Source organism: Chryseobacterium sp. GTID13 (genome assembly GCF_056172655.1).
On sequence record NZ_JAOCMB010000006.1, the window covers coordinates 380,571 to 406,715 of the forward strand.

The following is a 26,145-nucleotide window of genomic DNA, read 5'->3' on the forward strand; positions in this document are numbered from 1 at the left end:
TTATAATTTAAAATTTAAAATTATTCCTCTAGTCTTACGTCTAATCCAAGACCCTGTAGCTCGTGAAGTAATACATTGAATGATTCCGGAATACCTGGTTCAGGCATAGATTCACCTTTTGCAATTGCTTCATAAGTTTTCGCTCTACCAATCACGTCATCCGACTTCACTGTAAGGATCTCTCTCAGGATGTTGGAAGCTCCGAATGCTTCAAGAGCCCAAACCTCCATCTCTCCGAATCTCTGACCACCGAACTGAGCTTTACCTCCTAACGGCTGCTGAGTAATCAATGAGTAAGGTCCGATAGAACGTGCGTGCATCTTATCATCAACCATGTGTCCCAGTTTCAGCATGTAGATTACCCCAACTGTAGCCGGCTGTGTAAATCTTTCCCCGGTACCTCCATCATAAAGGTGGGTGTTACCGAATTTAGGAAGACCTGCTTTCTCTGTGTATTCAGTGATCTGATCAAGAGTTGCTCCATCGAAGATCGGTGTAGCGAACTTCATACCCAATTTCTGACCAGCCCATCCAAGAACTGTTTCATAAATCTGTCCGATGTTCATACGGGAAGGTACCCCAAGTGGATTCAATACGATATCTACCGGTGTTCCGTCTTCAAGGAATGGCATATCTTCTTCACGAACGATTCTTGAAACGATACCTTTGTTACCGTGACGTCCTGCCATTTTATCCCCTACATTCAGCTTACGTTTTTTAGCGATATAAACTTTAGCCAACTTCATGATACCTGCCGGAAGCTCATCTCCGATTGAAATAGCAAATTTCTCACGGTTTTTAACTCCCTGGATATCGTTGTACTTGATTTTATAGTTGTGAATCAATTGTTTAACCAATTCATTCTTATCATTATCTACAGTCCAGTCTGCACCGCTTACGTTAACGTAATCTTCAACTGAAGTCAGTAATTTATGAGTGAATTTCACACCTTTTCCGATGATTTCCTCATCAAGGTCGTTGGTAACTCCCTGAGAAGTCTTACCGCCTACCAGTGTATTTAATTTTTCAATTAAAGTATTTCTCAACTCATCAAACTTAGCCTTGTAAGTGTTTTCAATTTCTTCAAGCTTAAGTTTTTCTTCAGTTCTCTTCTTTTTATCTTTAATGTTTCTTGAGAACAATTTTTTGTTGATCACAACGCCTCTTAGTGAAGAGTCTGCTTTTAATGAAGCATCTTTTACATCACCGGCTTTATCACCGAAGATGGCTCTAAGAAGTTTTTCTTCAGGAGTCGGATCAGATTCACCTTTTGGAGTGATCTTACCGATCATAATGTCTCCAGGCTTCACTTCAGCACCGATTCTGATCATACCGTTCTCGTCAAGATCTTTGGTAGCTTCTTCAGAAACGTTAGGAATATCTGCTGTAAGCTCTTCCATACCTAATTTGGTATCACGAACCTCAAGAGAATATTCGTCTACGTGGATTGAAGTAAACCAGTCTTCACGAACCACTTTCTCGTTGATTACGATCGCATCCTCGAAGTTATATCCTTTCCAAGGCATGAACGCAACCACTAAGTTTCTACCAAGAGCAAGTTCTCCGTTTTCAGTTGCATAACCGTCGCAAAGTACCTGTCCTTTCTGTACCGTTTCACCTACTCTTACGTTTGGTCTCAGGGTAATGGTAGTACTCTGGTTGGTTTTTCTGAACTTGGTAAGGTTGTATGTTTTCGTAGCGGACTCAAACTGTACCAAGTCTTCGTCTTCGCTTCTTTCGTATTTGATAGTGATCTTATCAGCATCTACATATTCTACGATACCTGTACCTTCAGCATTGATAAGGATTCTTGAATCTTTAGCAACCTGCTGTTCCAGACCTGTACCCACGATCGGAGCTTGTGGCTTCAATAGAGGAACGGCCTGACGCATCATGTTGGATCCCATCAATGCACGGTTCGCATCATCATGCTCCAGGAATGGAATCAATGAAGCGGAGATACCGGAAATCTGGTTTGGTGCCACGTCGATAAGGTTAACCTGAGAAGGCTCAACTACCGGATAGTCACCATCCAATCTTGCAATAATCCTGTCTGTCAAGAATTCTCCGTTATCGTTCAGTTCTACGTTAGCCTGAGCAATTACTTTGTCTTCTTCATCTTCTGCATTTAAGTAAATTGGATCAGCCGATAAATCGATCTTACCTTCTTCTACTTTTCTGTATGGAGTTTCGATGAAACCAAGGTTATTGATCTTAGCATAAATACCTAAAGAGGAAATCAAACCGATGTTTGGTCCTTCCGGAGTTTCAATCGGACAGATTCTTCCGTAGTGGGTATGGTGAACGTCACGAACCTCGAAACCTGCTCTTTCTCTTGATAAACCTCCAGGCCCTAGTGCAGAAAGTCTACGCTTGTGCGTGATTTCTGAAAGCGGGTTGGTCTGGTCCATGAACTGAGAAAGCTGGTTGGTACCGAAGAACGAGTTGATTACCGATGTTAAAGTTTTAGCATTAACAAGATCAAGCGGAGTAAAGATTTCGTTATCTCTAACGTTCATTCTTTCCTTGATCGTTCTTGCAATTCTTGAAAGACCTACTCCAAACTGTCCTGCTAACTGCTCTCCAACAGTTTTGATTCTTCTGTTAGATAAGTGGTCGATATCATCAACCTCTGCTTTAGAGTTTACCAATTCAATAAGGTGTCTTACGATAGCAATGATATCTTCTTTTGTAAGAACTTCAGTAGTAGTCGGGATATTAAGACCTAGCTTTTTGTTTAGTCTGTAACGTCCTACTTCACCAAGAGAATATCTTTGCTCAGAGAAGAATAATTTTTCAATGATTCCTCTTGCCGTTTCCTCATCTGGCGGATCTGCATTTCTTAACTGACGGTAGATGTACTCTACAGCTTCTTTTTCAGAGTTTGTAGGGTCTTTCTGTAATGTATTCTGGATGATAGAGAATTCATTGCTGTTTTCTTTGTGGATCAGGATCGATTTCACACCAGCATCAAGAATCAGATCTAAATGTTCTTTTTCAAGAATGGTTTCTCTATCCAGGATGATTTCGTTTCTTTCGATAGAAACTACTTCTCCTGTATCTTCATCTACGAAATCCTCGAACCAAGTGTTCAATACTCTCGCAGCCAATGTTCTTCCTTCTACTTTTTTAAGGGCAGCTTTAGAAACTTTCACTTCTTCAGCAAGGTCGAAGATCTGAAGGATATCTTTATCAGATTCGTAACCGATAGCTCTTAAAAGGGTAGTTAATGGTAACTTTTTCTTACGGTCGATATAAGCGTACATTACGCTGTTGATATCGGTTGTAAATTCCATCCAAGATCCTTTGAAAGGAATAATTCTTGAATAGTACAGTTTGGTTCCGTTTGCGTGGTAAGTCTGTCCGAAGAATACACCAGGTGAACGGTGAAGCTGCGTAACGATAACTCTCTCTGCACCATTGATGATGAAAGATCCGCTAGGCGTCATGTAAGGAACCGGGCCTAAGTATACATCCTGAACCACAGTCTGGAAATCCTCGTGCTCAGGGTCTGTACAATACAATTTAAGTCTTGCTTTAAGAGGCACGGAATACGTTAATCCTCTTTCCACACACTCGTCAATTGAATAACGTGGAGAATCTACCAGATAATCAAGAAATTCCAATACGAACTGATTTCTGGAATCGGTAATTGGGAAGTTTTCCTGGAAGGTTCTGTATAAACCTTCGTCTGTTCTGTCTTCTGGAAGGGTATCAAGCTGGAAAAAATCTCTGAATGACTCAAGCTGGATGTCCAGAAAGTCAGGAGTGATGATTTTTCCTTTAGCTGATGAGAAGTTAATTCTCTGATTCCCCCTTGTTGTTGCTGTTGTTTTACTCATAAAACTTTTAAGAAAGGGTTAAAAAATATTTTGATTTATTCAAAAATATCAGAAGAAGACAAAAAGAGAAAAGATGAAAGAGAAAAGAATATGTGGGAAAATTTTGGCGCAATTATCGGTCTTTATTCTTTGTTCTTTATTCTAAAAAGTCTTTGATCTAACTTCTAACTGCAACGCTGGTATATCTTTTCACAGCGTAATGCAAAATATTTTTATTTACTTTTGAGGCAGAATTCGCCGCAGTATCTATATACAAGAAACCCCTTTCATTATTTTTCATGAAAGAGCTGATTTTCAATATTTTATAGATTTACAAACAATTATTCGCGCCAAAAGAGGGACAAAGGTACAAAATTTCTATCATATAGACAAATAAAACTTATTCATTTTGAGACCGTTAAAAGTTATTTAAATAAAAAAGGCCGTCCCTAGGGACGGCCTGTAGTTATATAGAGTTTTGAAATTATTTTACAATGATCTTGTAAGATTTCATTGTTGATTTGGTTTCTATCTTCACAATATAAATACCTGCAGGTAGTGAAGCTGTGCTAATTTCGGCATTCCCTGAGAATTTACCTGACTTAACAAGCTGCCCCTGAGCTGAGAATAGTGTGTAAGTTCCCTCCTCTTTAGACTTAACATTTAAGTTTTCGCCAGATTTTACCGGGTTAGGATATACATTGATATCGCTTGCAGCTGAAGTAACATCAGAACCAGTAATTCCTTTTGCAGCAGATGTCAATCCGTTTTTAGCGAATGCAGCATAAGGCGAAAGCGGAGAATTAGGCGCTCCTCTCTTTACAAGATCTGTATCTACTACAGCCTGGATACCGTCTTTATCAGCATCATTGATTCTGGAAATAAATCCTACTCCAAAGTCATCCAGATTATCTTTACCGATAGCCCACAGGTCATAATCAGTTCCGTTTGAATTTAAGTCAACGAAGTCCGGCTTGTCATCTCCATCCGTATTTTTAAGAGGATATTTTAATACTCCAGAATCCGGAGAAGTTTCCAAAATATCTGCAATACCATTAGTTCCTACAGCTACACCAGCATCAATAACACCGTTATGGTCTGTGTCTATCTGGTTGATTACTGATGTTGGAATACCAGATTCAAATAAATCCAAAATACCATCGTTATCGGAATCCAGATCCAAATAGCTGGAAATTCCGTCACCTAATACCTGAACAGGACCAAATACCCCTTCTAAATCATCATCTTCAAATTTACCATTGTTATCAAGATCTTCTAAAGCATCTGGAATACCATCGTTATCAGAATCAAGGTCACATGCATCCATAATTCCGTCACCATCTGTATCGATAGTAGGAGATTTGTCATTTACTGCTGTACATCCTTCTGCACAATCAGGGATACCGTTACCGTTATTATCAATACTGTCATTACCGTTAGGACATTGATCGAAGCAGTTTGGCACTCCATCATTATCATCGTCTCTGCTGGCAAATGCATTATAGATATAGTAGTTTTGAGGAAAACCTATTCCCGTACCACTGTAGAAAGTAACTTTAATACGGTTAAAAGGTTTAGTTGCCTTACCTCCTACGTAAAATTTATTAGAATCCGTAGTGAAGAAGTTTCCGCTGATTAGACTTCCAGTACTTGTGAAAGTATCTGTTTGAGTATTACCATTGTAAAGGGTTACTGTAATGTTCTGAAGAACATTTACTCCAATTAAGTTTGCAGCTTTCTCTAATGTAAAACCCGCATAAGTGTTAGCAGGAAGCAAACTGTTTGTACTTACTGTTGTATATGCTGAGAAAATACTTAAAAGCGAAGCAGCAGGAATAGTTGCTGTAGCATAGTTAGAAGTATTGGTATCTACAATATTTCCTGGATTAACCATTTTTGCCAAGATAAGACCAAAAAGTCCAGGACCTGAAGTCCAGCTGGAACCTGATACTATATTTCCGGGAATTGCAGATCCGCTTGTCTGAATTTTATCATTACAGTCGCAAGAAGCAGGTTCTTCAAATGCATAATATACTTTTAAAGATCCGATGTTAACTCCTAAAGTCTGAGTCACTTTTAAACGCACTTCGTTAAAAGGCTTCGTTGTATTAACAGACACTTTTTGTTTTCCGGAACCAAAGCCTAAAACTTTGATATTAATTAAACCACCACCATCAGATAACGTTTTAGAATCCTGAAGCTGGCCATATAAATAGGTTTCTACTGTAATATTTTTTAAGAATTCTGCACTTAAAAGTTTTCCTTCATCGTCAGGAGAGATTACAAAACCGGCTCTGTTTCCTGCAGGATACACCTGGTTTTTATCTAAAACTCCCACTGAATAAGATCCAAGAAGTCCGGCCGGCAATACGATAGATCCGTAAGAATTCTTATCTCCATCTCCTATTCTCTCTCTGTTTTGAACAAAAGAAAGTGGAGCAATAAAGCTGCTGCTTCCTGAAACGTTTCCATCCACACCGCTTCCCGCAATGATGTCATCACAGATTCCATTGTTGTCCACAGGAACTTTAGTTGGATCGAACGCAAAAGCATAATATACATTCATTGCACTGAATATAGACAGTACATTGGTTTGGTATAATCTTACTTCGTTAAATTCCTTTGTTGTTTTAAAATGAAGGAAGATCCTGTTTTTGCTTCCTCCGAATGCAGGAACTGACAATAAAGTACTGCTTGTAGTAGATTCCTGAAGCACTCCGTCTTTATACGTGCTGATTCTTAATGAGCTTAACAGATCTACTGTAATAAAGCTGGTTCCCAAATCAACATTAAATCCTGTAATATAACCAGCAGGATAAGTGGTATTTGTATTTTTCACAGAAATACCGTTTCCGCTTACCAATGAGGCAAAGTTACCCATGCTTACACTATTATCCAGATTCGCATCGATTACCGGATTCATACTTCCGTTATAACATGCCAGACAAATACCTGAATTGTTCACAGGCTTAGCCTCTACGCCCATCCCTCGGATAGGTTCATAACCTTTCTGAGCAAATACCGCCGATGACATCATAAATATCATCAGCATGACTGCCAGTTTCTCGAATAATTTTTTTGCCATTTTTTTGTTTTTGTTTTATTTTCGTTAAAAGTTTGTGCCTTATTATAATGTCTGCCATCCAAACACAGCATTACCGGTCTGCCTGCAGCCAACAAAATTACCCGTTGTTATCCCCGCAGTGGTAGTTACCTCATATATTATTGTTCCCGCATTGGATGCATCACATGTTGGTCTCGGGCCTGTAGCTTTTATTTGAACAGCCTTGCTTACTTCTAAATCTGCAAAGTTTGTCAAATTAGGAGTTACATTAATTCCTACATCTGAAATAGCCGTACCTACAGCTCCCTGTCCGGAAAAAACATGACTGGTATTGGCATAAGTTGATTGATTGGCCTGTGACGTCCCGCTAATCCCGATCGCAATAGAACCTGACGTCCCCCAACTGTATTATTGCTTCCGAAAGCAAAATTATTTAAGGTAACAACGTTATTAGCTCCAAAGGCAAATCCTCCATTCGTAGCATTATTTGTATGCCCTACTGCTACAGCAATTGAATTACCTGTGGTATTAAAAGCACCAAAAGCGAAATTGGCATTTGATAAAGTTGAATTATTATTACCAAAAACCTTACCTCCTCCTACTGCACTGTTATTGGAACCAATAGCAACAGCCGGGAAATTGACAGCTGAAGTAGTAGCTGTATTCCCTTTACCAAGAGCGATATTATTTGAAGTATTGTTAATAACATTTGAACTTCCCCAGGAAAGACTTGAAGTGGTTTCACCTCCTCCTGACAATCCTCCTGTAGCATCAAGAACGGCATGCACCTTATTAGCGCTTATCATTACCAGATCAGCCGCTCCTTTAGGCCCCAGATAATTAGCAGAAGCCGGCGCAGCACCTAAAACTTCTGTTGTAGTAGAAATTTCCCCTGCCGCATTACCTTTAATCTGCCATTCTGTGCCTGTTTGTTTTTGCCATAGAGATCCATCGAAATAATAATACCCCGGAGTTGTTACATTAATCGTAACACCTGAAGGAGTGGCATTAATTGAATTAACATATACTAAGGCTCCTGTTTGAGCTGCAGCATACGTTTTAGCGGCTAGCTGGCTTAATGAAAGCCTTGGAGCAATAATACCGTCAGCCTTACTGGTATCAGTCGGAAATCCTACTACATCAAGAGTTGCCTGCCCCTGATTAGTATTTATTCCAACTTGTGCGTTTATGCCAAAACATATGGACATAGCTGCAATCGTAAATAATCTGTTTTTCATTTTTAGTGATATTTGTCTTTTTTTGTGTGTTTTTATTTTTTGTGTGTGTTTTTATTTAGAAGAGGAGCCGTTTTCCTTTCAGGCAAAGGGGGAATTGTATGAAGATATTGATCTTCAAACATGTACTGATTCCTATTTGGGCTTATGCTGAATTTTATAAAGGTAGTGCCATCATAAATAATCTGTTTTTCATCTTTGTTAATATGTTTTTTTTGTGTGTTTTATTTTATGGAATCATTCTTTTAAGAATGGAAATATTTTTCCCGCCAGCGAACGGCAGTTTATTCAATTAAGATAGCTTATCCGGAAATTCGGTGATACTGCTAAAACCTTCAATTTTTTCGAATCTTTACTGTAATGCGGTCCGGATATACCCGGCTGTGCAGCAATATCACAAAGTGATTTCTGCCATCTGACCCCTACATAAAGCCTGCTCATCTTTATAGTTGCCTTACTGAAAACAGGAGTTCTATCTTTTTCTGAATACTTTCTGGAATTGTCAGCTTTGCAATTAAAGCCTGAGGAATAAAAGCACCACGATGAAACAGCAGAGCTCTTTACTGTTAAATACGTATTGCTGGAATTTTCTATCTGCCATGCGAGCAACATATTGATACAACATGCTATAGCATAGCCATAGAAGAAAAAGTAACTTCTTTTCAAATTATCTATGTGTGTTTTTTCGAGTACAAATATAGCAATTTTACAATCAAAACAAATTTTTATATTAAATTTTTATAAAAAATAAAGAATTCTATGAATAATAAATACATTAAAGGATTAAAATTTAAATAATCATCAATGATAATTAAATATTAAATTATTAAAATCAAACATATTTAAATACATTTATGAATTATTGATGATTTTTAAAACTGATAAAAACAAAAAAAGCCCGGACATTGCTGTCCGGGCTTCTTATTTATGGGTAAATTGAATTATTTCAATTCTACTTCAGCACCAGCTTCTTCTAATTGCTTCTTAAGAGCTTCAGCTTCGTCTTTAGATACACCTTGCTTGATTGGAGCAGGAGCACCGTCTACGATATCTTTAGCTTCTTTAAGACCAGCACCAGTTAAATCTTTTACTAATTTAACGATAGCCAATTTAGAAGCACCTGCAGACTTAAGAATTACGTCGAATTCAGTTTTTTCTTCAGCAGCTTCACCTGCACCACCTGCAGCAACTACTACAGCAGCAGCAGCTGGCTCAATTCCGTACTCATCCTTAAGGATAGTAGCTAATTCATTTACGTCTTTTACTGTTAAGTTTACTAGCGTTTCAGCTAAATTTTTTAAATCTGACATTGTTGTAATGTTTTTGTTGATTATTTATTTAATTTTTTGAGTGTAATTATTCAGCAGCTGGCGTTTCGTCAGTGCTTTCTGCTGCAGGAGCTTCAGGAGCCGCTTCAGCAGGAGTTTCTTCTACAGCAGGTGCAGCAGCTTCTTCAGCTTTAGCTTCTACTGTTTCAGGTTTGTTTTGAAGAGCAGAAACAACTCTTTGAATTGGAGACTGAAGTAATCCGATGATTTCACCGATCATTTCTTCTCTAGACTTAATGCTTACTAGGGCATCAAGGTTGTTGTCACCAACATAGAAAGTTTCCTGTACGAAAGCAGATTTCAAAGCAGGCTTCTCATCTTTCTTTCTGAAGTCTTTGATTAATTTTGCTGGAGCGTTAGCTGTTTCAGCAACCATTAAAGCAGAGTTACCTTTGAAAGTATCAAACATTTCAGAGTAATCTACTCCTTCAATCTGCTCCATTGCTTTTTGTAAAAGTGTATTTTTTACTACTTTCACTTTGATATTTTGTTTGAAAGCTTGTCTTCTGAAATCAGATGATTTAGCAGCGTTCAAACCTTCTAGATCTGCTACATAAACTACTTTAGCATCCTGAAGCAAATCTTTGATCTCTTGTATTGCTACAACTTTTTGGTCTTTTGTCATTGTCTTAAGGATTATTATTAGTTAACAGATTTAGTATCAATTGCAATACCCGGGCTCATTGTAGAAGACAAGTAAATGCTTTTTACATAAGTCCCTTTAGCAGCAGTAGGCTTCATTTTGATCAAAGTCTGGATCAATTCCTGAGCATTTTCCTTGATTTTAGCAGCATCGAAAGATACTTTACCAATACCAGCGTGGATAATACCGTATTTGTCAACTTTGAAATCAATTTTACCTGCTTTCACTTCAGTTACCGCTTTACCAATTTCCATAGTTACAGTACCTGATTTAGGGTTTGGCATAAGACCTCTTGGACCTAATACTCTACCTAATGGACCTAATTTACCCATAACAGCCGGCATAGTAACGATAACGTCAACATCTGTCCAGCCTTCTTTTATTTTTTGTAAATATTCGTCAAGACCTACATAATCAGCTCCAGCTTCTTTTGCTTCAGCTTCTTTATCTGGTGTAACCAATGCTAAAACTTTAACATCTTTACCAGTACCGTGAGGAAGAGATACTACCCCTCTTACCATCTGGTTTGCTTTTCTTGGATCTACACCCAATCTTACAGCGATATCTACAGAAGCATCAAATTTTGTAGTGTTTACTTCTTTTACAAGAGCAGAACCTTCTTCAAGGTTATAGATTCTTCCTTTTTCTACTTTGCTTAAAGCTTCCTTTTGCTTTTTAGTCAATTTTGCCATTTCTAATAGTTTTAAGCGTTAAAAGTTGGTTTAGTTCCTGTTACTCTTAATCCCATAGATCTAGCAGTACCTGCAACCATAGAAACTGCAGAATCCATTGTAAAGCAGTTAAGGTCAGTCATTTTATCCTCAGCGATTTTCTTCACCTGATCCCAAGATACAGAACCTACTTTGTTTCTGTTTGGTTCTCCGGAACCCCTTTGATTTTAGCCGCATCCATCAACTGAATTGCTGCAGGTGGAGTTTTGATAACGAATTCAAAAGATTTGTCTTCGTATACTGTAATTACTACAGGTAAAACTTGCCCTGGCTTATCTTGGGTTCTCCCGTTAAATTGCTTACAAAACTCCATGATGTTCACACCTGCGGAACCCAATGCTGGACCTACCGGTGGAGAAGGGTTAGCTGCGCCACCTTTCACCTGAAGCTTTACCATTTTAAAGACTTTCTTAGCCATTTTTAATTTTTTTAGTTTGAATAATTAATGAGTTTGGAAGCATTTATTATTCAGCAGATTACCGACTCACATACAGTAAATCTACTTTTCGGACTGCAAAATTATAAAATATTTTTGAAATAGCAAATGGAATGCACTGATTTTTAGAAAGAATTCAGAATATTTTTTTAACTGCAGTTATGTGAAGCACCAGGATTTGTTCTTGCAGCCTGATAATTCAAAGATATTATACAACCATTTGTAGCTTCTGTGTTGAAGGCTGGGCACAGTATTATAATTTGGACATAAAAAAAGACCGCTTTTCAGCAGTCTTTATATTTTAAAAGTAATGATTATACTTTTTCTACTTGCATATAGCTAAGCTCCATTGGAGTTTTTCTACCGAAGATCAGTACAGAAACTTCAATTTTCTTTTTGTCTTCAAGAATCTTCTCAACTGTTCCGTTGAATCCATTGAAAGGTCCGTCAATTACTTTAACATTTTCACCTACAATGTATGGGATCTCAACATCTGTTGCAAATTCTGAAAGTTCATCCATTCTTCCCAACATTCTGTTTACTTCAGATTTTCTCATTGGAACAGGATCACCTCCTTTGGTTAAACTTAAGAAAGATATTACTCCCGGAATATTTTTAATCACGTGAGGAATCTCTCCCATCAGATCAGCTTCTATCATTAAGTATCCAGGATAGTAAGGCTTCTCTTTAGGAACTTTTTTTCCGTTTCTGATCTGAATAACCTTTTCCATAGGAATAACCACCTGAGTAACGTACTGCTCAAACCCTAAACGTTTGATTTCCGTCTCAATGTAGTTTTTCACTTTATTTTCCTGTCCGCTGATTGCTTTCAGCACATACCATTTCAATTCGCTCATTATGGGAAAACACTTTTATTAGTTGAACACGTTAATTAGCATTCCTATTATGTTGCTGATTGCTTTTGAAAACAATTCATCAACTCCAAAGGTAAATAATGCCAAAATCACTGTAGCAATAGTTACTACAATAGTAGAAGACTGAAGATCAGCCCACTTTGGCCATTCAACTTTATGTCTGAATTCGTTATAAGAACCTTTTAAAAAATCGACAAATGAACTCATAATTAATATTTGCACGGGCACAAGGATTCGAACCCTGATCAACGGTTTTGGAGACCGGTATCCTACCATTGGACGATGCCCGTAGATAAAAAGCTTCCGAGAGTTTCCTTCCGGAAGCTTTATTTATTTTAAGATGATTAGTCTAGGATTTCAGTAACCTGACCAGAACCTACTGTTCTACCTCCTTCTCTGATCGCGAATCTAAGACCCTCGTTAAGAGCGATTGGTTGTAGCAATTCTACAGTAATTTCCAAGTTATCACCAGGCATTACCATTTCTACACCTTCTGGTAAGAAGATCTCACCTGTAACGTCAGTAGTTCTTACGTAGAACTGAGGACGGTACTTGTTGTGGAATGGAGTGTGACGTCCACCTTCTTCTTTAGAAAGGATATAAACAGAAGCTTTGAATTTTTTGTGTGGCTTCACAGAGTCTTTCTTAGCGATAACCATACCTCTCTTGATGTCAGTTTTTTCAATACCTCTCAACAATAGACCTACGTTATCACCAGCTTCACCTCTGTCTAGGATTTTTCTGAACATCTCAACTCCTGTAATAGTAGAAGTTAATTTTTCATCACCCATACCTACGATATCAACTGGGTCACCAGTGTTGATAATACCAGCTTCGATTCTACCTGTAGCAACAGTACCTCTACCTGTAATAGAGAATACGTCTTCGATAGGCATCAAGAATGGCTTATCAGTATCTCTTACCGGCTCGTCGATCCACTCATCAACTGCATCCATTAGAGCTTCAACAGTTTTGAACCACTTATCTTCAGAGTTACCTTCAGTAGCAGCAGTAAGTGCACCAAGAGCAGAACCTTGAATTACTGGAGAGTTATCTCCGTCGAAATCATAAGTAGCTAACAGATCTCTAAGTTCCATTTCAACAAGCTCTAACAATTCTGGATCATCCACCATGTCAACTTTGTTCATGAAAACAACGATCTTAGGTACGTTTACCTGACGGCAAAGTAGGATATGTTCTCTTGTCTGAGGCATTGGACCGTCAGTTGCAGCACATACTACGATAGCTCCATCCATCTGAGCAGCACCAGTTACCATGTTCTTAACATAGTCGGCGTGACCTGGACAGTCAACGTGAGCATAGTGTCTTTTTACAGTTTCGTATTCAATGTGAGCAGTATTGATAGTAATACCTCTTTCTTTTTCTTCTGGAGCAGAGTCAATCGCAGAGAAGTCTTTTTTCTCAGCAAGACCTTTGCTAGCTAATACAGCAGAAATAGCAGCTGTAAGTGTAGTTTTACCATGGTCAACGTGACCAATAGTACCAATGTTCAAGTGTGGTTTGTTACGATTAAACGTTTCCTTTGCCATGATTTAAAATTATTTATTTTATTATTTTTCAATTTTTCGGTGTGCAAATATAATGATTTTTTAAATACCAAAACCTTTTTATTTAAAAAAGTTTCAATATTCAATCAAAGAAGCACAAACCTTATATTTCGATGTATTGAGACTGCAAATTTACACAAATTTCCGGATTGAAAAAAATGAATATTAACGTTTTTATGATGCAGCATAAAGTATCTGGCTAATTATGAATGGTATAGGATGGAAAAATATTTCATTTGCCTTAAATTCCATTAGACAAAACCGCAACCGCTGTTTTCCCGTATATATTATAAAACCCGTATAATAAAGTTCCTTTTGATCTCCTTTGCAGAGATATTTTGAAGATAATATCCGAAGATAATATAAGGAAGTTTAGGACTAGACTTTAAGAAAACACATTATTTAGATGCAGGAAGCGCGGCAAACTACGTTTGCCGCGCCTCACTTATAAAAATATAGAATAGAAGAAATATTAAATCTGCTGGGACTTCCTGGTCCTGTTGAAGATCCAGAAGATAATCGGGAAAATAAGCAGCGTCAATACAGTTGCTGTAATCAATCCTCCGATAATTACAATCGCCAAAGGCTTTTGGGATTCGGAGCCGATTCCTGTAGATAATGCAGCAGGCATTAATCCTATTGAGGCCATTAAAGCTGTCATAATCACCGGACGCGTTCTTGATTTCACTCCATTGAGTATGGCATCATCTAAACTGAATCCGTTCTTGACATTCTGGTGGAATTCCGTAATAAGGATTACCCCGTTCTGAATACAGATTCCGAGTAAGGCGATCATCCCCACCCCTGCCGAGATTCCGAAATTCATCCTTGTAAGATGCAGGGCAATAATTCCTCCGATCAGTGCAAAAGGTACGTTTGCCAATACAAGCAATGAATCTTTCATGTTTCCAAAAAGGATGAACAGTAAGAAGAAAATCCCCAGAATACTGATCGGTACTACCTGCGCCAGCCTGTGTGAGGCTCTCTGCTGGTTTTCAAACTGGCCTGTCCAACCGATAGAGTAACCGTCCGGAAGCTCAATATTGGCTACTTTTTTCTGTGCATCAGCAATGGTGCTTCCCAAATCCCGGTCGCGAATGGAGAATTTAACGCCGATATACCTTTTAATATCATCTCTGTAAATAAAGGCTGCCCCGTTATCTTTCACAATACTGCTGATCTCCTTCAGAGGAATTTTTGTTCCGTCCTGGGTAGGAACCATCAGGGAAGCGATATCATTTTCGTCTTTCCTGTATTCCTGGGAATATCTGAGGCGGATCGGGAATTTCCTCTCGCCATCAAACATTTCTGAAGCGGTTTTACCTCCGAAGGCCATTTCCAGCACAGACTGTGCATCATCGGGCATCACTCCGTAAGCTGCCATTTTATCCCTGTCCAGAACTACACTTACTTCCGGCTGACCGATATTTTTAATGATTCCCGGATCTTTTACCCCGTCTACATCTTTGATTTGTTTTAAAACCTCATCAGCCAGTTTATCCAGTGTTTCAAGGTTATCTCCATAGATCTTGATTCCGTTTTCCGCTTTGAAGCCGGCTACGGCTTCCGCTACATTATCCGAAATCGGCTGGGAATAATTGAAGGTAATCCCCTGGTAACTTCTAAGTTTTTTATCAATCTCTTCAATGAGCTCTTCATAGCTGATACTGCGCTTCCATTCCTCCTTGGGCTTAAGATTTACGGCAAACTGTACAAATCCGAAACCGTTCGGGTCTGTTCCGTCATTGCTTCGCCCTGTCTGGGCAAGAACATCGGTCACTTCTGGAAAGCTCATAATGTCTTTCTTCAGAAGATCTGCTGTTTTCAGGGATTCCTTCAGGGATGAGCTCATCGGCATTTCTGCAGTGATCCAAAGGGAACCTTCGTTCAGCTGCGGCAGGAATTCCGTTCCCAGGAATTTTCCTGAAAATAAGGTAACGACCATGAAGGAAATAGCAACCACTAAACTCATTCTTTTATGTTTAAAAGTATAGTTGAATCCTTTCAGTACGATCCTGTCCCAGAAATTCACAAACGGGTTGTTTTTTTCTTTTACATTCTTGTTTAATAAAATATGGGAAAGAACAGGAACCAGAGTTAATGTGAATATCAGGGCACCTATCAGCGCAAATCCTAAAGTGAAAGCTAAAGGTGAAAACATTTTCCCTTCTACTTTCTGAAACGAGAAGATAGGAATCAGGGAGGTGATGATGATTAACTTTGAAAAGAAGATCGCTTTTCCCAAACCTGTTCCGGTCTGCCTGATCCAGCCTCCTTTGGCCAGCTTGTTGAATTTTTCTGTTCCGTATTTGAGTGCTTTATGATCGAGCATCACAAAGAGCCCTTCCACCATGACGACGGCTCCGTCAATAATGATCCCGAAATCCACCGCTCCCAATGAAAGCAGGTTGGCACTCATTCCTGCCAGTTTTAAGCATAAAAAGGCAAACAACAGGGAAAGTGGAATAATGATGGAAACGATCAGAGTTGTTCTCCAGTCTGCCATAAAGATCAGGACGATCACGGTAACCAGGATGATTCCTTCAATAAGGTTGTGCATTACAGTGTGGGTTGTGAAATCCATCAGGTTATCGCGGTCGTAGAAGGTAACCATTTTCACATCTTTTGGAAGGATTTTTTCGTTCAGCTCTTTAATCTTTGCTTTTACGCCTACCAGAACTTCTCTCGGGTTCTCCCTTTTCTCATCACAACAATTCCTTCCACAGTATCTTCATGATTATTGAGACCTGCCTGCCCTACCCTTGGCATGGAACTTTCGTGAACATCCGCCACATTTTTTACCAGCACCGGATTTCCGCTGTCGTTCTGAATCGTAATGTTTCCGATATCGTTTATGGATTTCACCAATCCTATTCCACGGACTACATAGGCCTGGCCATTTTTTTCAATCACATCGCCACCTACATTTAAATTGCTTTTGGTAACGGCATCATATACCTGAAGCGGTGTAAGGTTGTATTTGTCCAGGGCTCTCGGATCAATGCTCAATTCGAAAACTTTGTCCTGCCCGCCAAAAACATTAATATCCGCCACTCCCGGAACTCCTCTCAACGCACGATCGATCACCCAGTTCTGAAGAGTGAGCAATTCTCTTGAATCTTTTGTTTTACTTTCCAGGGTATATCTGAAAATCTCCCCGGTAGGCCCGTAGGGTGGCTGAACTTCCGGATCCACCTCATCAGGAAGGCTTACGGTTCTTAATTGGTTATTGACCTGATTTCTGGCAAAAGTATCATCCACCCCGTCGTCGAAAAGAATTTTAACAATAGAGAGACCAAACATGGTGGTGCTTCTCACACTGGTTTTCTTCTGGACCGGGCTCATGGCCAATTCGATGGGCGTAGTCACAAAACGTTCCACTTCTTCTGCGCTCCGTCCATTCCATTGGGTTATAATAACGATCTGGGTATTGGTCACATCGGGAAAAGCTTCAATGGGCATATTTTTGAAGCTTATAAAGCCGGCAATGGCCAAAATCGCTACCCAGATAAAGGTAAATGCTTTATTTTTTAACGAGAAAGCAATTATATTTTTAATGAATTTATTCATGATCGGTTAAATTGATGACCTAAAAAAGCCGTTGAAAGAAATTTTTATAAAATTTATTTTGAACATTTAAATTTTAAATAGTTTTCCAAACCATTAAGAAGATTTAAGGGTTTATGAATTATAAAGCCACCACAAACAAAATCAGATAATCCTGAAAATCTTAATGGTTGACAATAAGAATTTAACTGTTCAGGGAACGGTAGATCAGCAGCTGGTTGTTGGTGATCACTTCTTCCCCTTCAGACAGCCCTCCGTCCACATAAGTAATATCTCCCACCTGTTTTAATATTTTTATTTCCTTGATTTTTATATCTGTTCTGGATTTGAAAACCACTACAAAACTTCTATTATCATCAAAAATCACGGCTTTTGAAGGTACCGTGAGAGCAGTATTGTTCTCTGAACTTGAAACCTTGATGGTTGCTTTGCTTTCCGGGATCAAAAGACCGTTGGCATTATCCAGTACCACTCTTGCCTGCATGGCATTGGTTTCGGGATCAATAATCTTGAATATCTTATCTATTCTTCCATCAAAAACTTTATCCGGATAAGACAGGGTGGAAACCTGCGCTTTCATTCCAAGACTTATTTTTTCAATGTCCGATTCATTCACGTTCATGATCGCCCATACGTTTGTTGTATTCGCTACATCAAAAATATTTTCGCTTCTGTCACTTCTCAGCTGCATATCTTTATTGATGTTTTTCTGAACAATATACCCGCTGATGGGAGCTACAACACTGTAGATATTTCCTTTTTTCACATTATAAACGGTACTTACGGCGGTAGCTCTCTGCATCTGGTCCTGCGCTTTCTGAAGTACGCTTTTAGCTTCAAGGACTTCTCTTTCCGTATTTAGTTTTCCCTCGTACATTTCTTTGGCTACACGAAGGTTATTTTGAGCAACCACTAAATCGGTTTTTGCATCACTTACATCTTTTTGGACTTCTGCCAACTCGGTACTTCTGATCGTGGCCAGCACCTGACCTTTTTTACATAGTCACCAAGCTCGGCATTAACGCTTAGAACATTTCCGCCTACCAAAGGATATACATCGATATAGCTGTTTTTATCGGCAGATATTTTCCCGTAAAAACTGTATTGATCTTCTACATTTTTCTTTCAACTTTAGCCAGAGAAATGGAATTGAGCATCGTATTACTCAGCTCAAAGCCTTTTTTGGCTTGTGGTGTTTTTTCTTCTTCTTTTTTGGCACATGACAATAAAGACAAGGCTATCAGTACAGGTATTATATATTTTTTCATTGCTTAATAGAAGATTTTCGTTTGTATAAGTTGATTAAGTTGCTCCGCCGACTGCATAATCTCGTTCTTCATATCATATATCTGGAGCGCCGTTTGTCTGTAACTGTCCATGAAGTCTGTAAATTCAATAAGGTTGATGTTTCCTTTTCTGAAGTTTTTCAGCATTCCGTCGTACACCAGTTCCATATTGGTGAGATCTGTTGTTTTGATTTCCGCCAGTTGATCATACTGACTTTTCCATGTTTTGTAAGCTGCCTGGACCTTGGTTTCAAGCGTCAGCTTTTGGTAATCTGCATTTTTCTGGTTCTGCTGAATAGCATAATTCGCTTTCTCAACATTTCCCTGGTTGGATTTCCATAAGGGCAACGGAATACCAAGCATAAGATTGACTTCATTTTTAAAAGTACCCCCGTTCTGGTCCCATCCGGCCCCAACATTAAGATCCGGAACATTGAGGGATTTTTGCCACTGGGCATACAGCTTGCTATTATCAATCAGCTTTAGAAAATATTGGTAATCGGAGTTATTTTCCAGTGCTTTTCTTTTTAGTTCATCTTCGTCTCCGAATGGCTGTGCAGCAAGAATTTCTTTTGCATCCGCATCGGAAAGCTGCGGTTCTATATCATCTGAAATTCCCGTCAGCACTTTCAGATTCTGTTCAAATTCAAGGATATTTTTATTAATGCCCAGTTTATCATTATTAAGCTGAATAACCAGGCTCTGTAATCTGACTTCGTCTTTAAGGGAAACGTTTCCCTTTGCCGACTGTACGCGGTAAGCATCCAGCAGATCATTCATGTATCCCAGTTGCTTATTGGTATTGTCCAGTTTCTGCTTTTCGTAATATAAATTGAAATAAGCACCCCTGAGCTGTGCTCTTAAATCCACCAAAAGCTGTGAAAACTGAAGCTGAGCCAGTTCTTTATTTGATTTTGCAAAGGCGATCTCGTTTTTCTTTTTACCACCCATATAGATCAGCTGGGTGATCCCTGCTCCTTTGGCATGCCCAATATCGAAGGCTTTTTTACCTTCCGGATTGTATGCATTGATCTGTCCGCTCAGCTGTGGTAGTTCCCAAATCTTAGCCTGCAGAATGTCTGCATCGGCCATATTGATGTTGTATTGTTCTGCAAGAAGCTGAAGATTGTTTTTCTGAAAGGCCTCTTCACAGTCCAAAAGTGACATCTGCTGTTGTCCCGCCATGAATGAGGAGATGGCAATAAACAGCCCCGCAATTTTGTTCATTCTATCTTTTTTATGATACAAAATTGCCTTTATACGATTAAAATGACCTTAAAGGAGCCTTAAAAAAAATTAAATTTATTTCAGGAATGCTGATAAATACTGTATTTATTAGAAAAATTGATTAAAAATATACACTTATTAAACTATTAAAATGAAATAGTAAAAATGAATCAATCAAAATGTTTATTAAAAATAATCCTGAAATTATTGGTATGATCAGCCGGAGCAGAATAGCTGATTTTTGCGTTATGGTATTCAAGGATCCTTTTGACAATCCGAAGGCCAAGTCCGGAACCTGAGATATTCTGAGAATTATGCCCTCTCATAAAAGCTTCAAACAGTTTTGCCTGTTCCTCTTCAGGAATGGTATTTCCGTGGGAAGTGACATCAACAGTTAGCTGATCGTTGGTTTCTGTTATTAAAACATCTACTTCCGCATCATCTGAATAAACTGCCGCATTTTTAAAGAGGTTGATAAAGACAATCACCAGCAGAGATTGAATGCCGCTTATTGTGAGAAGCCCGTTTTCGGAAGTATCTTCAGAGATCAGGAAATCAAGTTTAAGAGCCGGATAACTTTTTTCTACAGCTTCGAAAGCCTCAAATATGACTTCATCAATCCTTACTTCTTCATAAATACTCTGGATATTTTCCTTATCAAATTTGGTAAGCAGCAAAAGGGAGTTGGTAAGATCGGAAAGCTGATAGACATCTTTTTGAATCTGCTTCAGGGAAGCAAGTGTTTCAGGAGAATGTTTTTCAAATTTGATCAGGTTTTCCAGCTGGAATGCCATTCTTGTAATAGGCGTCCTGATCTCATGCGATGCACTTGCCGTAAAATCTTTCTGTGACTGAAATACATCATCCAGTCTTGCAATCATCGTATTAAAAGACTTTGCCAGAACGTTGATCTCGTCATCAGATTCCTGAACAGCAATCTGTGTGGTCAGTTTATGGGCGGTAACTTCTGAAATCTCCTTATTCAGGTCTTCTAACGGACGCAGGAACTGGCCCATAAAATAGTAGCTGAAAAATCCTATCAGAAGGGTACTCATTACATAGGCTGTAATCAGGAGGTATTTCAGGTATTCAAGCTTGGATTTTCCATTGGAATCAAAAGCACTGGTAAGGATATAATAATTTTTACCATTAATGTTTCGAAGTGCCGCATAAATCTCAGGAACCGTTTTTTCAGTATAGATAATTTTCTTTTCGTCCAGATCTTTGAGAAGGCTGCTGTCCCAAGTGACATTCCGGTCTTTAATCGTACTGTAGATTAACTCTTTATCACTGTTGAAAATTAAGATTGTTTCATTAAGGAGAATATTGTCTGAATTCTCATTAAAAAAATAGGAGCCTCTTCTTCAAAATTTCTGGATTTTGAAATGAAGTGTGAAGTAAATTCAAGACGCTGCCTGAACCGTTCTTTGAACTCATCTCTCCTGAAATCGTTAAAGGACATATAAATAACTGCCATCACCATTGCAAAAAGCAGGGAAAAGGCAACACTTATTGTTAATGCGATCCTCCTTTTTAATGACATTTACAAAGGGCTTAAATAATATCCGAAACCGGAGCGGGTATGAATGAGCTTAAGTTTAAAATCCTTATCAATCTTTTTTCTTAAAAAATTGATATAAACTTCTACTGTGTTGGTGTTGGTATTGAAATTATGTTCCCAGACATGTTCTGTAATCTGCTGCTTGGAAACCGTTCTTCCCTGTGCCTCGGCAAGGTAAACCAACAGCTGAAATTCTTTAAGAGTAAGAGCAATCTCGTTCCCTGCTCTATATACTTTCTGTTCAGTTTTGTTGATGATAAGATCATCTACCCTGATGATATCCTGATCCGCAGAATCAGACGGGGTTTTTCTCCTTAACAACGAATTCATCCTCAACAGAAGCTCCTCAAACTGGAAAGGTTTTACCAGATAATCATCGGCAAGCCTGGTAAACGCGTCTTTTTTATCCGAAATATCTCCGTAAGCGGAAATAATGATGATGGGGGTATTTTTATCAAAAGAACGGATCGTCTGGCAGACATCCAGTCCGTTTATCTTAGGAACATTGATATCGAGCAGATACAGGTCATACGTATTGTTCTTGATCTGGCGAAGAAATGTTTCGCCGTCATAGATCTTATCACAGGTAAAGCTGTTTGATTCCAGAAACCTGCAGAGTTCCGCAGAAAGAATGAGGTCGTCTTCCAATAAAAGAATATTCATCAAAATCTTATTTTATACGAATTTAACAAAATTTTTATGTTTCTGCCTCATCCATTAAAAGTGGATGACCAGTTTTAATTAAATTTTAAGCCGGTTTTTCTTTATGTGAAAACAGAAAATGCCTTACCATAAGTCAAAGTATTTTTTTAACGCAAAGTTTTAATTTTGATCATCTATATGGAGAGAGCAAAGAAATAATCAATCTTTGATTGATTTGACGAAGCGAGCGTATGATCTTACTGCTGATATTTCTTAGTTGAAGATGATATCTGAAAGGATATGCTATTTGAGTTCAGGGCAAAAAAACCCCGAAAGAAATTCGGGAAATTGGTGAGCCAACTACGGGACTTGAACCCGTGACCTCTTCCTTACCAAGGAAGCACTCTACCGCTGAGCTAAGTCGGCATTGAAGCAAAAAAATCACACTGATTAGCATGATTTTCTTTGAGCGGAAGACGGGGGTCGAACCCGCGACATTCAGCTTGGAAGGCTGACGCTCTACCAACTGAGCTACTTCCGCAATTTTGTTTCCAAAATTATTGGTAACGCTGTGCAAACTTAGGAAAATCCTTTTAAATCTGCAAGACTTTTTCTTAATATAAAATGTGGGGAGAGCAGGATTCGAACCTACGAAGCCGAAGCAACTGAGTTACAGTCAGTCCCATTTAGCCACTCTGGAATCTCCCCTCATGTTTATATTAAAATTGAGCCTCCAGAGGGATTCGAACCCACGACCCCGAGATTACAAATCACGTGCTCTGGCCAACTGAGCTATGGAGGCAATTTTAAAATTTAGTCTGAATGCTTTAGAGAAAATCTACTCTACGCTTTTTCAGCAGTGAAAAAAATCACCCTCTAAAAGAGTGATCAATTCTGAGCGGAAGACGGGGTCGAACCCGCGACATTCAGCTTGGAAGGCTGACGCTCTACCAACTGAGCTACTTCCGCAATTTTGTTTCCAAAATTATTGGTAACGCTGTGCAAACTTAGGAAAAATCCTTTAGATACACAAGTTTTTATCTAATATAAAATGTGGGGAGAGCAGGATTCGAACCTACGAAGCCGAAGCAACTGAGTTACAGTCAGTCCCATTTAGCCACTCTGGAATCTCCCCTCATGTTTATATTAAAAAGAGCCTCCAGAGGGATTCGAACCCACGACCCCGAGATTACAAATCACGTGCTCTGGCCAACTGAGCTATGGAGGCAAATATAAAAAAAGAATTCAAAAGATCGCTGTTCCCTTTTTGCGAGTGCAAATATAGAACGGATTTTTTGAATTCTCAAACTTTTCTATAATTTTTTTTAACTTTTTTACTACGCCATTTCTTTTTTCTTGATTAATAGCTTTTTAGCAGTATCAACACACAGGTCCAAACTTTCTTCAAAACTTTCACATGTCTTTTTCACTACAATATCGTCTCCTGGAACGGCTAAAATCAGTTCAGCGGTTTTGTTACTTTTGTCCGAGTTATTTTCAACTTTTAAGAACACCTTACATTCATGAATTTTATCATAAAAGGTTTCCAGTTTGCTTACTTTTTTGTCAATGTGTGATTCCAATGGTTCGTGTGGAGTTAAACCAATTGATTGAACTGTGATCTTCATAATTCTTCTTTTTAGATGCTCGAGGGTGAGCCTGATTAAACACTTTTTTCAATTGTTCAATATTGGCATTCGTATAGACTTGAGTACTGGCAAGACTGGAATGCCCTAATATTTTTTTTACTTTGGAGATCTCCGCCCCATTATCCAGAACGTGTGTAGCAAAGCTATGCCGAAGGATGTGAGGACTTCTTTTTTCTTTCGTTGTTACAAGACTAAGGTACTTATTAACTACCACATAAACAAATTTTTCATTGAGTTTTTTCCCCTTTTGATTGACAAAAAAATATGATTGATGTTGGCTATCAGGTTTCCTTATTTTCAGGTAACTTCTTAGCAGATCCGACAGGTCCTGGGAAAGAGGAATAAAACGCTCTTTATTTCCTTTCCCTATTACCTTCAGTTCGTTTCCGCTCAGGTTAACATCCTCAAACATCAGGCCACAAAGCTCAGCTTTACGCATTCCGGTCTGATAAAGGACTTCAATAATACATTTTTCAAGGGGATCAGGCTGATCTGCCAGAACACGATCACTCAGCGTCTGCATTTCTTCCTGTGAGATAGGAATCTGTTTTTCAGCATAAAACTTAAGTGAGGGTATGCTTTCGGTGGGAGAAACTTTAATTTCGCCTATTTTTAAAAGAAATAAATAAAAACTCCGGAGTGAGGAAAGTTTCCTGTTGATGCTTCTTTTAGAAATATGGTTTTCGCTCAATTCGACAATAAAATTCCTGATTATTTTTTTGTCTGCTTTGGAAATATCTTCGGAGCCTTCTGTTTTAAGGTAGAAATGGGAAAAGTCTTCAAGATCTTTCCTGTAGCTTGTAATGGTATGAGGTGAATACCTCTTTTCGAGTTGTAAATATTGCAAATATTTTTCTAACATTACTTAAGGTATAAAAACAAAAATTCACCTCTCAAATATACGTATTTAAGAAGTGAATTTAGTATGTGGTTAAGAAAAATCTTAAGCCTGCTCTTCCTTGCTAAGACCTCTTTGTTTGTAAGCGGCCTTTAGTCTAGCTTGTCTTAAAGTTACAGAAGGCTTAATAAACTGTTGTCTAGCTCTTAATTGACGAACTGTACCCGTTTTATCAAATTTTCTTTTATATTTTTTTAAAGCTCTGTCGATGGATTCACCATCTTTTACTGGAATTATTAACATATTTTACATCTCATTTTGGATTGCAAAACTAGGCAATTTTTCTTATATCACAAAATATATTGCCACAAACAATCATTCCCCTATCAGGATTTTTAATAAAAATCCAGTATTCAAGGTCATTAACGCAGGATAATATTTTATCCACAATAACCAAATTTTTAGATCCCGACAGCTTCAAAAACATCCATTTCCTTTATTAAAATACCTCATATTAATAAAATGTAAACAAAAAGTATTATCTTTGCATCTACTTTATTCATGGGGTTGACTGGTTTCGACAGCAAGATCAATGGATAAGTAAGCATGCAGAGAACCGTAGCGCGATCTCTTTAATCCCTTGCTACAAAATTTTAACTGGCAACGAAGAGTTCGCTCTTGCAGCTTAATATCGAAGTATAGTAGATCAAGCGTTTTCCTGAAGATAGTAAGGAAGCAAGATATCTCACAAATGCTCTGTTCTGCGGCGTTTGATTCTGGGATATAGGAATGCAGAAATAAGGTTTCAGATGCTTTGGCTGAAACTCGAAAATTTCAGAAGATAAGCTGGAAGTTGGGTGTCTGCCCTCTGCCTCCAGTCGAAAATCAATGGTAGAATAAGCATGTAGAAAGCTTATGTATTGCTTGTTTGGACGAGGGTTCGAATCCCTCCAACTCCACTTTTTAAACTAAAGAGAATTTGTAAATTATTGAATTATAAATAATTACATTTTCTCTTTTTTTTATTTGTGTCCGAAATTGTTCCCAAACATTTTTACATAGTCTCCTGATTAACGGAATACAATTTAATTATAAATACAAATATATAAAATAGTTATTTTAAGCCTTGAAATAATGTCCGTTACTTTCAAAATAATCATACATTATACTCCTTGCCGTAGCTTCCCAATCAATAACAACCCAACTAGGAATATTAAACGCATCATCTTCATAAAGCCATTGTACAAAATCTTCATCACTTCCAAACTCGCCGTAATAAAAATTGTTTACATACTCATAAAGGCTTTGAAACTCCATTTTACCTAAACAATCCAAACACGCTTCGTAAATCTTTACATTGTGCCCCGAATCATTGATTTGTTCAAGAACATCATATATATCTTTTGATATATGGCACTCGCTCAATAATCCCAGCTTTTCCAGAATCGGACATTCATAATCCTGAAACATAAACTCAGGGTCGGCTTCATCAGAATGAAGTTCATACATTGCAGTAAGTAGTTCGTCATAATCGGAATAATCAGAGAGATTTAACCATTTACCATAAAGGCTTCCGTTGTTATACTTGGCATACGTGCCACAATAGATACTAGCAGTATCAAGACAATTTTGTAAATTTGTCATGTTGATAAGTTTTAAGTACGATTTAAAATT

General features: G+C 38.3%; 18 protein-coding genes, 8 tRNA genes, 1 other RNA gene and 3 pseudogenes. 1 reads left to right on the forward strand and 29 read right to left on the reverse strand.

What is annotated here, in order from left to right; genetic code table 11:
- Positions 1-20 precede the first annotated feature (20 nt).
- From rpoB to rpsU, 28 genes and pseudogenes are all read right to left on the reverse strand, one after another.
- Positions 21-3,842 (reverse strand): DNA-directed RNA polymerase subunit beta, encoded by a 3,822-nt coding sequence (gene rpoB / locus N4G44_RS17980; protein ID WP_474928646.1) that lies wholly within the window; start codon positions 3,840-3,842, stop codon positions 21-23.
- 463 nt (positions 3,843-4,305) lie between these two features.
- Complete coding sequence (locus N4G44_RS17985) at positions 4,306-6,906, reverse strand: T9SS type A sorting domain-containing protein (protein ID WP_474928647.1); 2,601 nt, start codon at positions 6,904-6,906, stop codon at positions 4,306-4,308.
- Between the two features lie 275 nt (positions 6,907-7,181).
- The gene (locus N4G44_RS17990) at positions 7,182-8,123 is read right to left on the reverse strand and encodes a hypothetical protein (RefSeq protein WP_474928648.1); all 942 of its coding nucleotides are present in this window, start codon (positions 8,121-8,123) and stop codon (positions 7,182-7,184) included.
- 285 nt (positions 8,124-8,408) lie between these two features.
- Positions 8,409-8,786, reverse strand: a complete 378-nt coding sequence (locus N4G44_RS17995; RefSeq protein ID WP_474928649.1) for a hypothetical protein — start codon at positions 8,784-8,786, stop codon at positions 8,409-8,411.
- Positions 8,787-9,061: 275 nt separating this feature from the next.
- Positions 9,062-9,430, reverse strand: coding sequence for a 50S ribosomal protein L7/L12 (gene rplL / locus N4G44_RS18000; RefSeq protein ID WP_027375534.1), 369 nt, complete (start codon positions 9,428-9,430; stop codon positions 9,062-9,064).
- Positions 9,431-9,476: 46 nt separating this feature from the next.
- Complete coding sequence (gene rplJ / locus N4G44_RS18005) at positions 9,477-10,073, reverse strand: 50S ribosomal protein L10 (RefSeq protein WP_040997410.1); 597 nt, start codon at positions 10,071-10,073, stop codon at positions 9,477-9,479.
- Positions 10,074-10,090: 17 nt separating this feature from the next.
- Complete coding sequence (rplA, locus tag N4G44_RS18010; RefSeq protein WP_040997412.1) at positions 10,091-10,783, reverse strand: 50S ribosomal protein L1; 693 nt, start codon at positions 10,781-10,783, stop codon at positions 10,091-10,093.
- A gap of 11 nt (positions 10,784-10,794) precedes the next feature.
- Positions 10,795-11,240 (reverse strand): annotated as a pseudogene (rplK, locus tag N4G44_RS18015) (50S ribosomal protein L11).
- Between the two features lie 332 nt (positions 11,241-11,572).
- Entirely contained in the window at positions 11,573-12,115 is a 543-nt protein-coding gene (gene nusG / locus N4G44_RS18020; protein WP_040997417.1) for a transcription termination/antitermination protein NusG, read from the reverse strand.
- A gap of 18 nt (positions 12,116-12,133) precedes the next feature.
- Entirely contained in the window at positions 12,134-12,340 is a 207-nt protein-coding gene (secE, locus tag N4G44_RS18025) for a preprotein translocase subunit SecE (RefSeq protein ID WP_034702507.1), read from the reverse strand.
- 12 nt (positions 12,341-12,352) lie between these two features.
- A tRNA-Trp gene (locus N4G44_RS18030) sits at positions 12,353-12,423 on the reverse strand.
- A gap of 54 nt (positions 12,424-12,477) precedes the next feature.
- Positions 12,478-13,683: an elongation factor Tu gene (gene tuf / locus N4G44_RS18035; protein WP_040997418.1), complete on the reverse strand. Its 1,206-nt coding sequence runs from the start codon at positions 13,681-13,683 to the stop codon at positions 12,478-12,480.
- A gap of 490 nt (positions 13,684-14,173) precedes the next feature.
- Positions 14,174-17,271: pseudogene (locus tag N4G44_RS18040) on the reverse strand (efflux RND transporter permease subunit).
- Positions 17,272-17,452: 181 nt separating this feature from the next.
- Positions 17,453-18,536, reverse strand: a pseudogene (locus N4G44_RS18045) (efflux RND transporter periplasmic adaptor subunit).
- A gap of 3 nt (positions 18,537-18,539) precedes the next feature.
- Complete coding sequence (locus N4G44_RS18050) at positions 18,540-19,781, reverse strand: TolC family protein (RefSeq protein WP_474928650.1); 1,242 nt, start codon at positions 19,779-19,781, stop codon at positions 18,540-18,542.
- Between the two features lie 170 nt (positions 19,782-19,951).
- Positions 19,952-20,836 (reverse strand): HAMP domain-containing sensor histidine kinase, encoded by an 885-nt coding sequence (locus tag N4G44_RS18055; RefSeq protein ID WP_474928652.1) that lies wholly within the window; start codon positions 20,834-20,836, stop codon positions 19,952-19,954.
- Positions 20,837-21,081: 245 nt separating this feature from the next.
- Positions 21,082-21,324 (reverse strand): hypothetical protein, encoded by a 243-nt coding sequence (locus N4G44_RS18060; protein WP_474928654.1) that lies wholly within the window; start codon positions 21,322-21,324, stop codon positions 21,082-21,084.
- Entirely contained in the window at positions 21,325-22,005 is a 681-nt protein-coding gene (locus N4G44_RS18065; protein WP_474928656.1) for a response regulator transcription factor, read from the reverse strand. It lies immediately after the preceding gene.
- Between the two features lie 333 nt (positions 22,006-22,338).
- Positions 22,339-22,410, reverse strand: a tRNA-Thr gene (locus N4G44_RS18070).
- A 42-nt stretch (positions 22,411-22,452) separates the two neighbouring features.
- Positions 22,453-22,525: transfer RNA gene (locus N4G44_RS18075), tRNA-Gly, on the reverse strand.
- Positions 22,526-22,611: 86 nt separating this feature from the next.
- A tRNA-Tyr gene (locus tag N4G44_RS18080) sits at positions 22,612-22,692 on the reverse strand.
- A 20-nt stretch (positions 22,693-22,712) separates the two neighbouring features.
- A tRNA-Thr gene (locus N4G44_RS18085) sits at positions 22,713-22,786 on the reverse strand.
- 95 nt (positions 22,787-22,881) lie between these two features.
- A tRNA-Gly gene (locus N4G44_RS18090) sits at positions 22,882-22,953 on the reverse strand.
- Positions 22,954-23,038: 85 nt separating this feature from the next.
- Positions 23,039-23,119 (reverse strand) — tRNA-Tyr (locus tag N4G44_RS18095).
- A gap of 19 nt (positions 23,120-23,138) precedes the next feature.
- Positions 23,139-23,212 (reverse strand) — tRNA-Thr (locus N4G44_RS18100).
- A gap of 109 nt (positions 23,213-23,321) precedes the next feature.
- Positions 23,322-23,612 carry an HPF/RaiA family ribosome-associated protein gene (locus N4G44_RS18105; RefSeq protein ID WP_474928658.1) on the reverse strand — a complete coding sequence of 97 codons (291 nt, stop codon included), beginning with the start codon at positions 23,610-23,612 and terminating at the stop codon, positions 23,322-23,324.
- On the reverse strand, positions 23,551-24,495 hold the full coding sequence (locus N4G44_RS18110) for a tyrosine-type recombinase/integrase (protein WP_474928659.1): 945 nt from the start codon (positions 24,493-24,495) through the stop codon (positions 23,551-23,553). Before N4G44_RS18110 ends, N4G44_RS18105 begins: the two co-directional genes overlap by 62 nt.
- 81 nt (positions 24,496-24,576) lie before the next feature.
- Positions 24,577-24,774 carry a 30S ribosomal protein S21 gene (rpsU, locus tag N4G44_RS18115; protein ID WP_034679125.1) on the reverse strand — a complete coding sequence of 66 codons (198 nt, stop codon included), beginning with the start codon at positions 24,772-24,774 and terminating at the stop codon, positions 24,577-24,579.
- Between the two features lie 260 nt (positions 24,775-25,034).
- Between rpsU and ssrA the strand changes: the two genes are divergently transcribed.
- Positions 25,035-25,433, forward strand: a transfer-messenger RNA (tmRNA) gene (gene ssrA, locus N4G44_RS18120).
- A gap of 157 nt (positions 25,434-25,590) precedes the next feature.
- On the opposite strand, the gene N4G44_RS18125 is transcribed toward ssrA, so the two are convergent.
- The gene (locus N4G44_RS18125; RefSeq protein WP_474928665.1) at positions 25,591-26,115 is read right to left on the reverse strand and encodes an antirestriction protein ArdA; all 525 of its coding nucleotides are present in this window, start codon (positions 26,113-26,115) and stop codon (positions 25,591-25,593) included.
- Positions 26,116-26,145 lie beyond the last annotated feature (30 nt).

Excerpts from the sequence above, each read along its gene's own strand:
- rpoB (WP_474928646.1), bottom strand. The coding sequence starts at position 3,842 with ATGAGTAAAACAACAGCAACAACAAGGGGGAATCAGAGAATTAACTTC.
- N4G44_RS17990 (WP_474928648.1), bottom strand. The coding sequence starts at position 8,123 with ATGAAAAACAGATTATTTACGATTGCAGCTATGTCCATATGTTTTGGC.
- N4G44_RS18060 (WP_474928654.1), bottom strand. The coding sequence starts at position 21,324 with ATGTCATTAAAAAGGAGGATCGCATTAACAATAAGTGTTGCCTTTTCC.
- tuf (WP_040997418.1), bottom strand. The coding sequence starts at position 13,683 with ATGGCAAAGGAAACGTTTAATCGTAACAAACCACACTTGAACATTGGT.
- rplL (WP_027375534.1), bottom strand. The coding sequence starts at position 9,430 with ATGTCAGATTTAAAAAATTTAGCTGAAACGCTAGTAAACTTAACAGTA.
- rplA (WP_040997412.1), bottom strand. The coding sequence starts at position 10,783 with ATGGCAAAATTGACTAAAAAGCAAAAGGAAGCTTTAAGCAAAGTAGAA.
- N4G44_RS18125 (WP_474928665.1), bottom strand. The coding sequence starts at position 26,115 with ATGACAAATTTACAAAATTGTCTTGATACTGCTAGTATCTATTGTGGC.
- N4G44_RS18065 (WP_474928656.1), bottom strand. The coding sequence starts at position 22,005 with ATGAATATTCTTTTATTGGAAGACGACCTCATTCTTTCTGCGGAACTC.
- N4G44_RS18105 (WP_474928658.1), bottom strand. The coding sequence starts at position 23,612 with ATGAAGATCACAGTTCAATCAATTGGTTTAACTCCACACGAACCATTG.
- N4G44_RS17985 (WP_474928647.1), bottom strand. The coding sequence starts at position 6,906 with ATGGCAAAAAAATTATTCGAGAAACTGGCAGTCATGCTGATGATATTT.
- rpsU (WP_034679125.1), bottom strand. The coding sequence starts at position 24,774 with ATGTTAATAATTCCAGTAAAAGATGGTGAATCCATCGACAGAGCTTTA.
- rplJ (WP_040997410.1), bottom strand. The coding sequence starts at position 10,073 with ATGACAAAAGACCAAAAAGTTGTAGCAATACAAGAGATCAAAGATTTG.
- N4G44_RS18110 (WP_474928659.1), bottom strand. The coding sequence starts at position 24,495 with ATGTTAGAAAAATATTTGCAATATTTACAACTCGAAAAGAGGTATTCA.
- secE (WP_034702507.1), bottom strand. The coding sequence starts at position 12,340 with ATGAGTTCATTTGTCGATTTTTTAAAAGGTTCTTATAACGAATTCAGA.
- nusG (WP_040997417.1), bottom strand. The coding sequence starts at position 12,115 with ATGAGCGAATTGAAATGGTATGTGCTGAAAGCAATCAGCGGACAGGAA.
- N4G44_RS18050 (WP_474928650.1), bottom strand. The coding sequence starts at position 19,781 with ATGAACAAAATTGCGGGGCTGTTTATTGCCATCTCCTCATTCATGGCG.
- N4G44_RS18055 (WP_474928652.1), bottom strand. The coding sequence starts at position 20,836 with ATGAGTACCCTTCTGATAGGATTTTTCAGCTACTATTTTATGGGCCAG.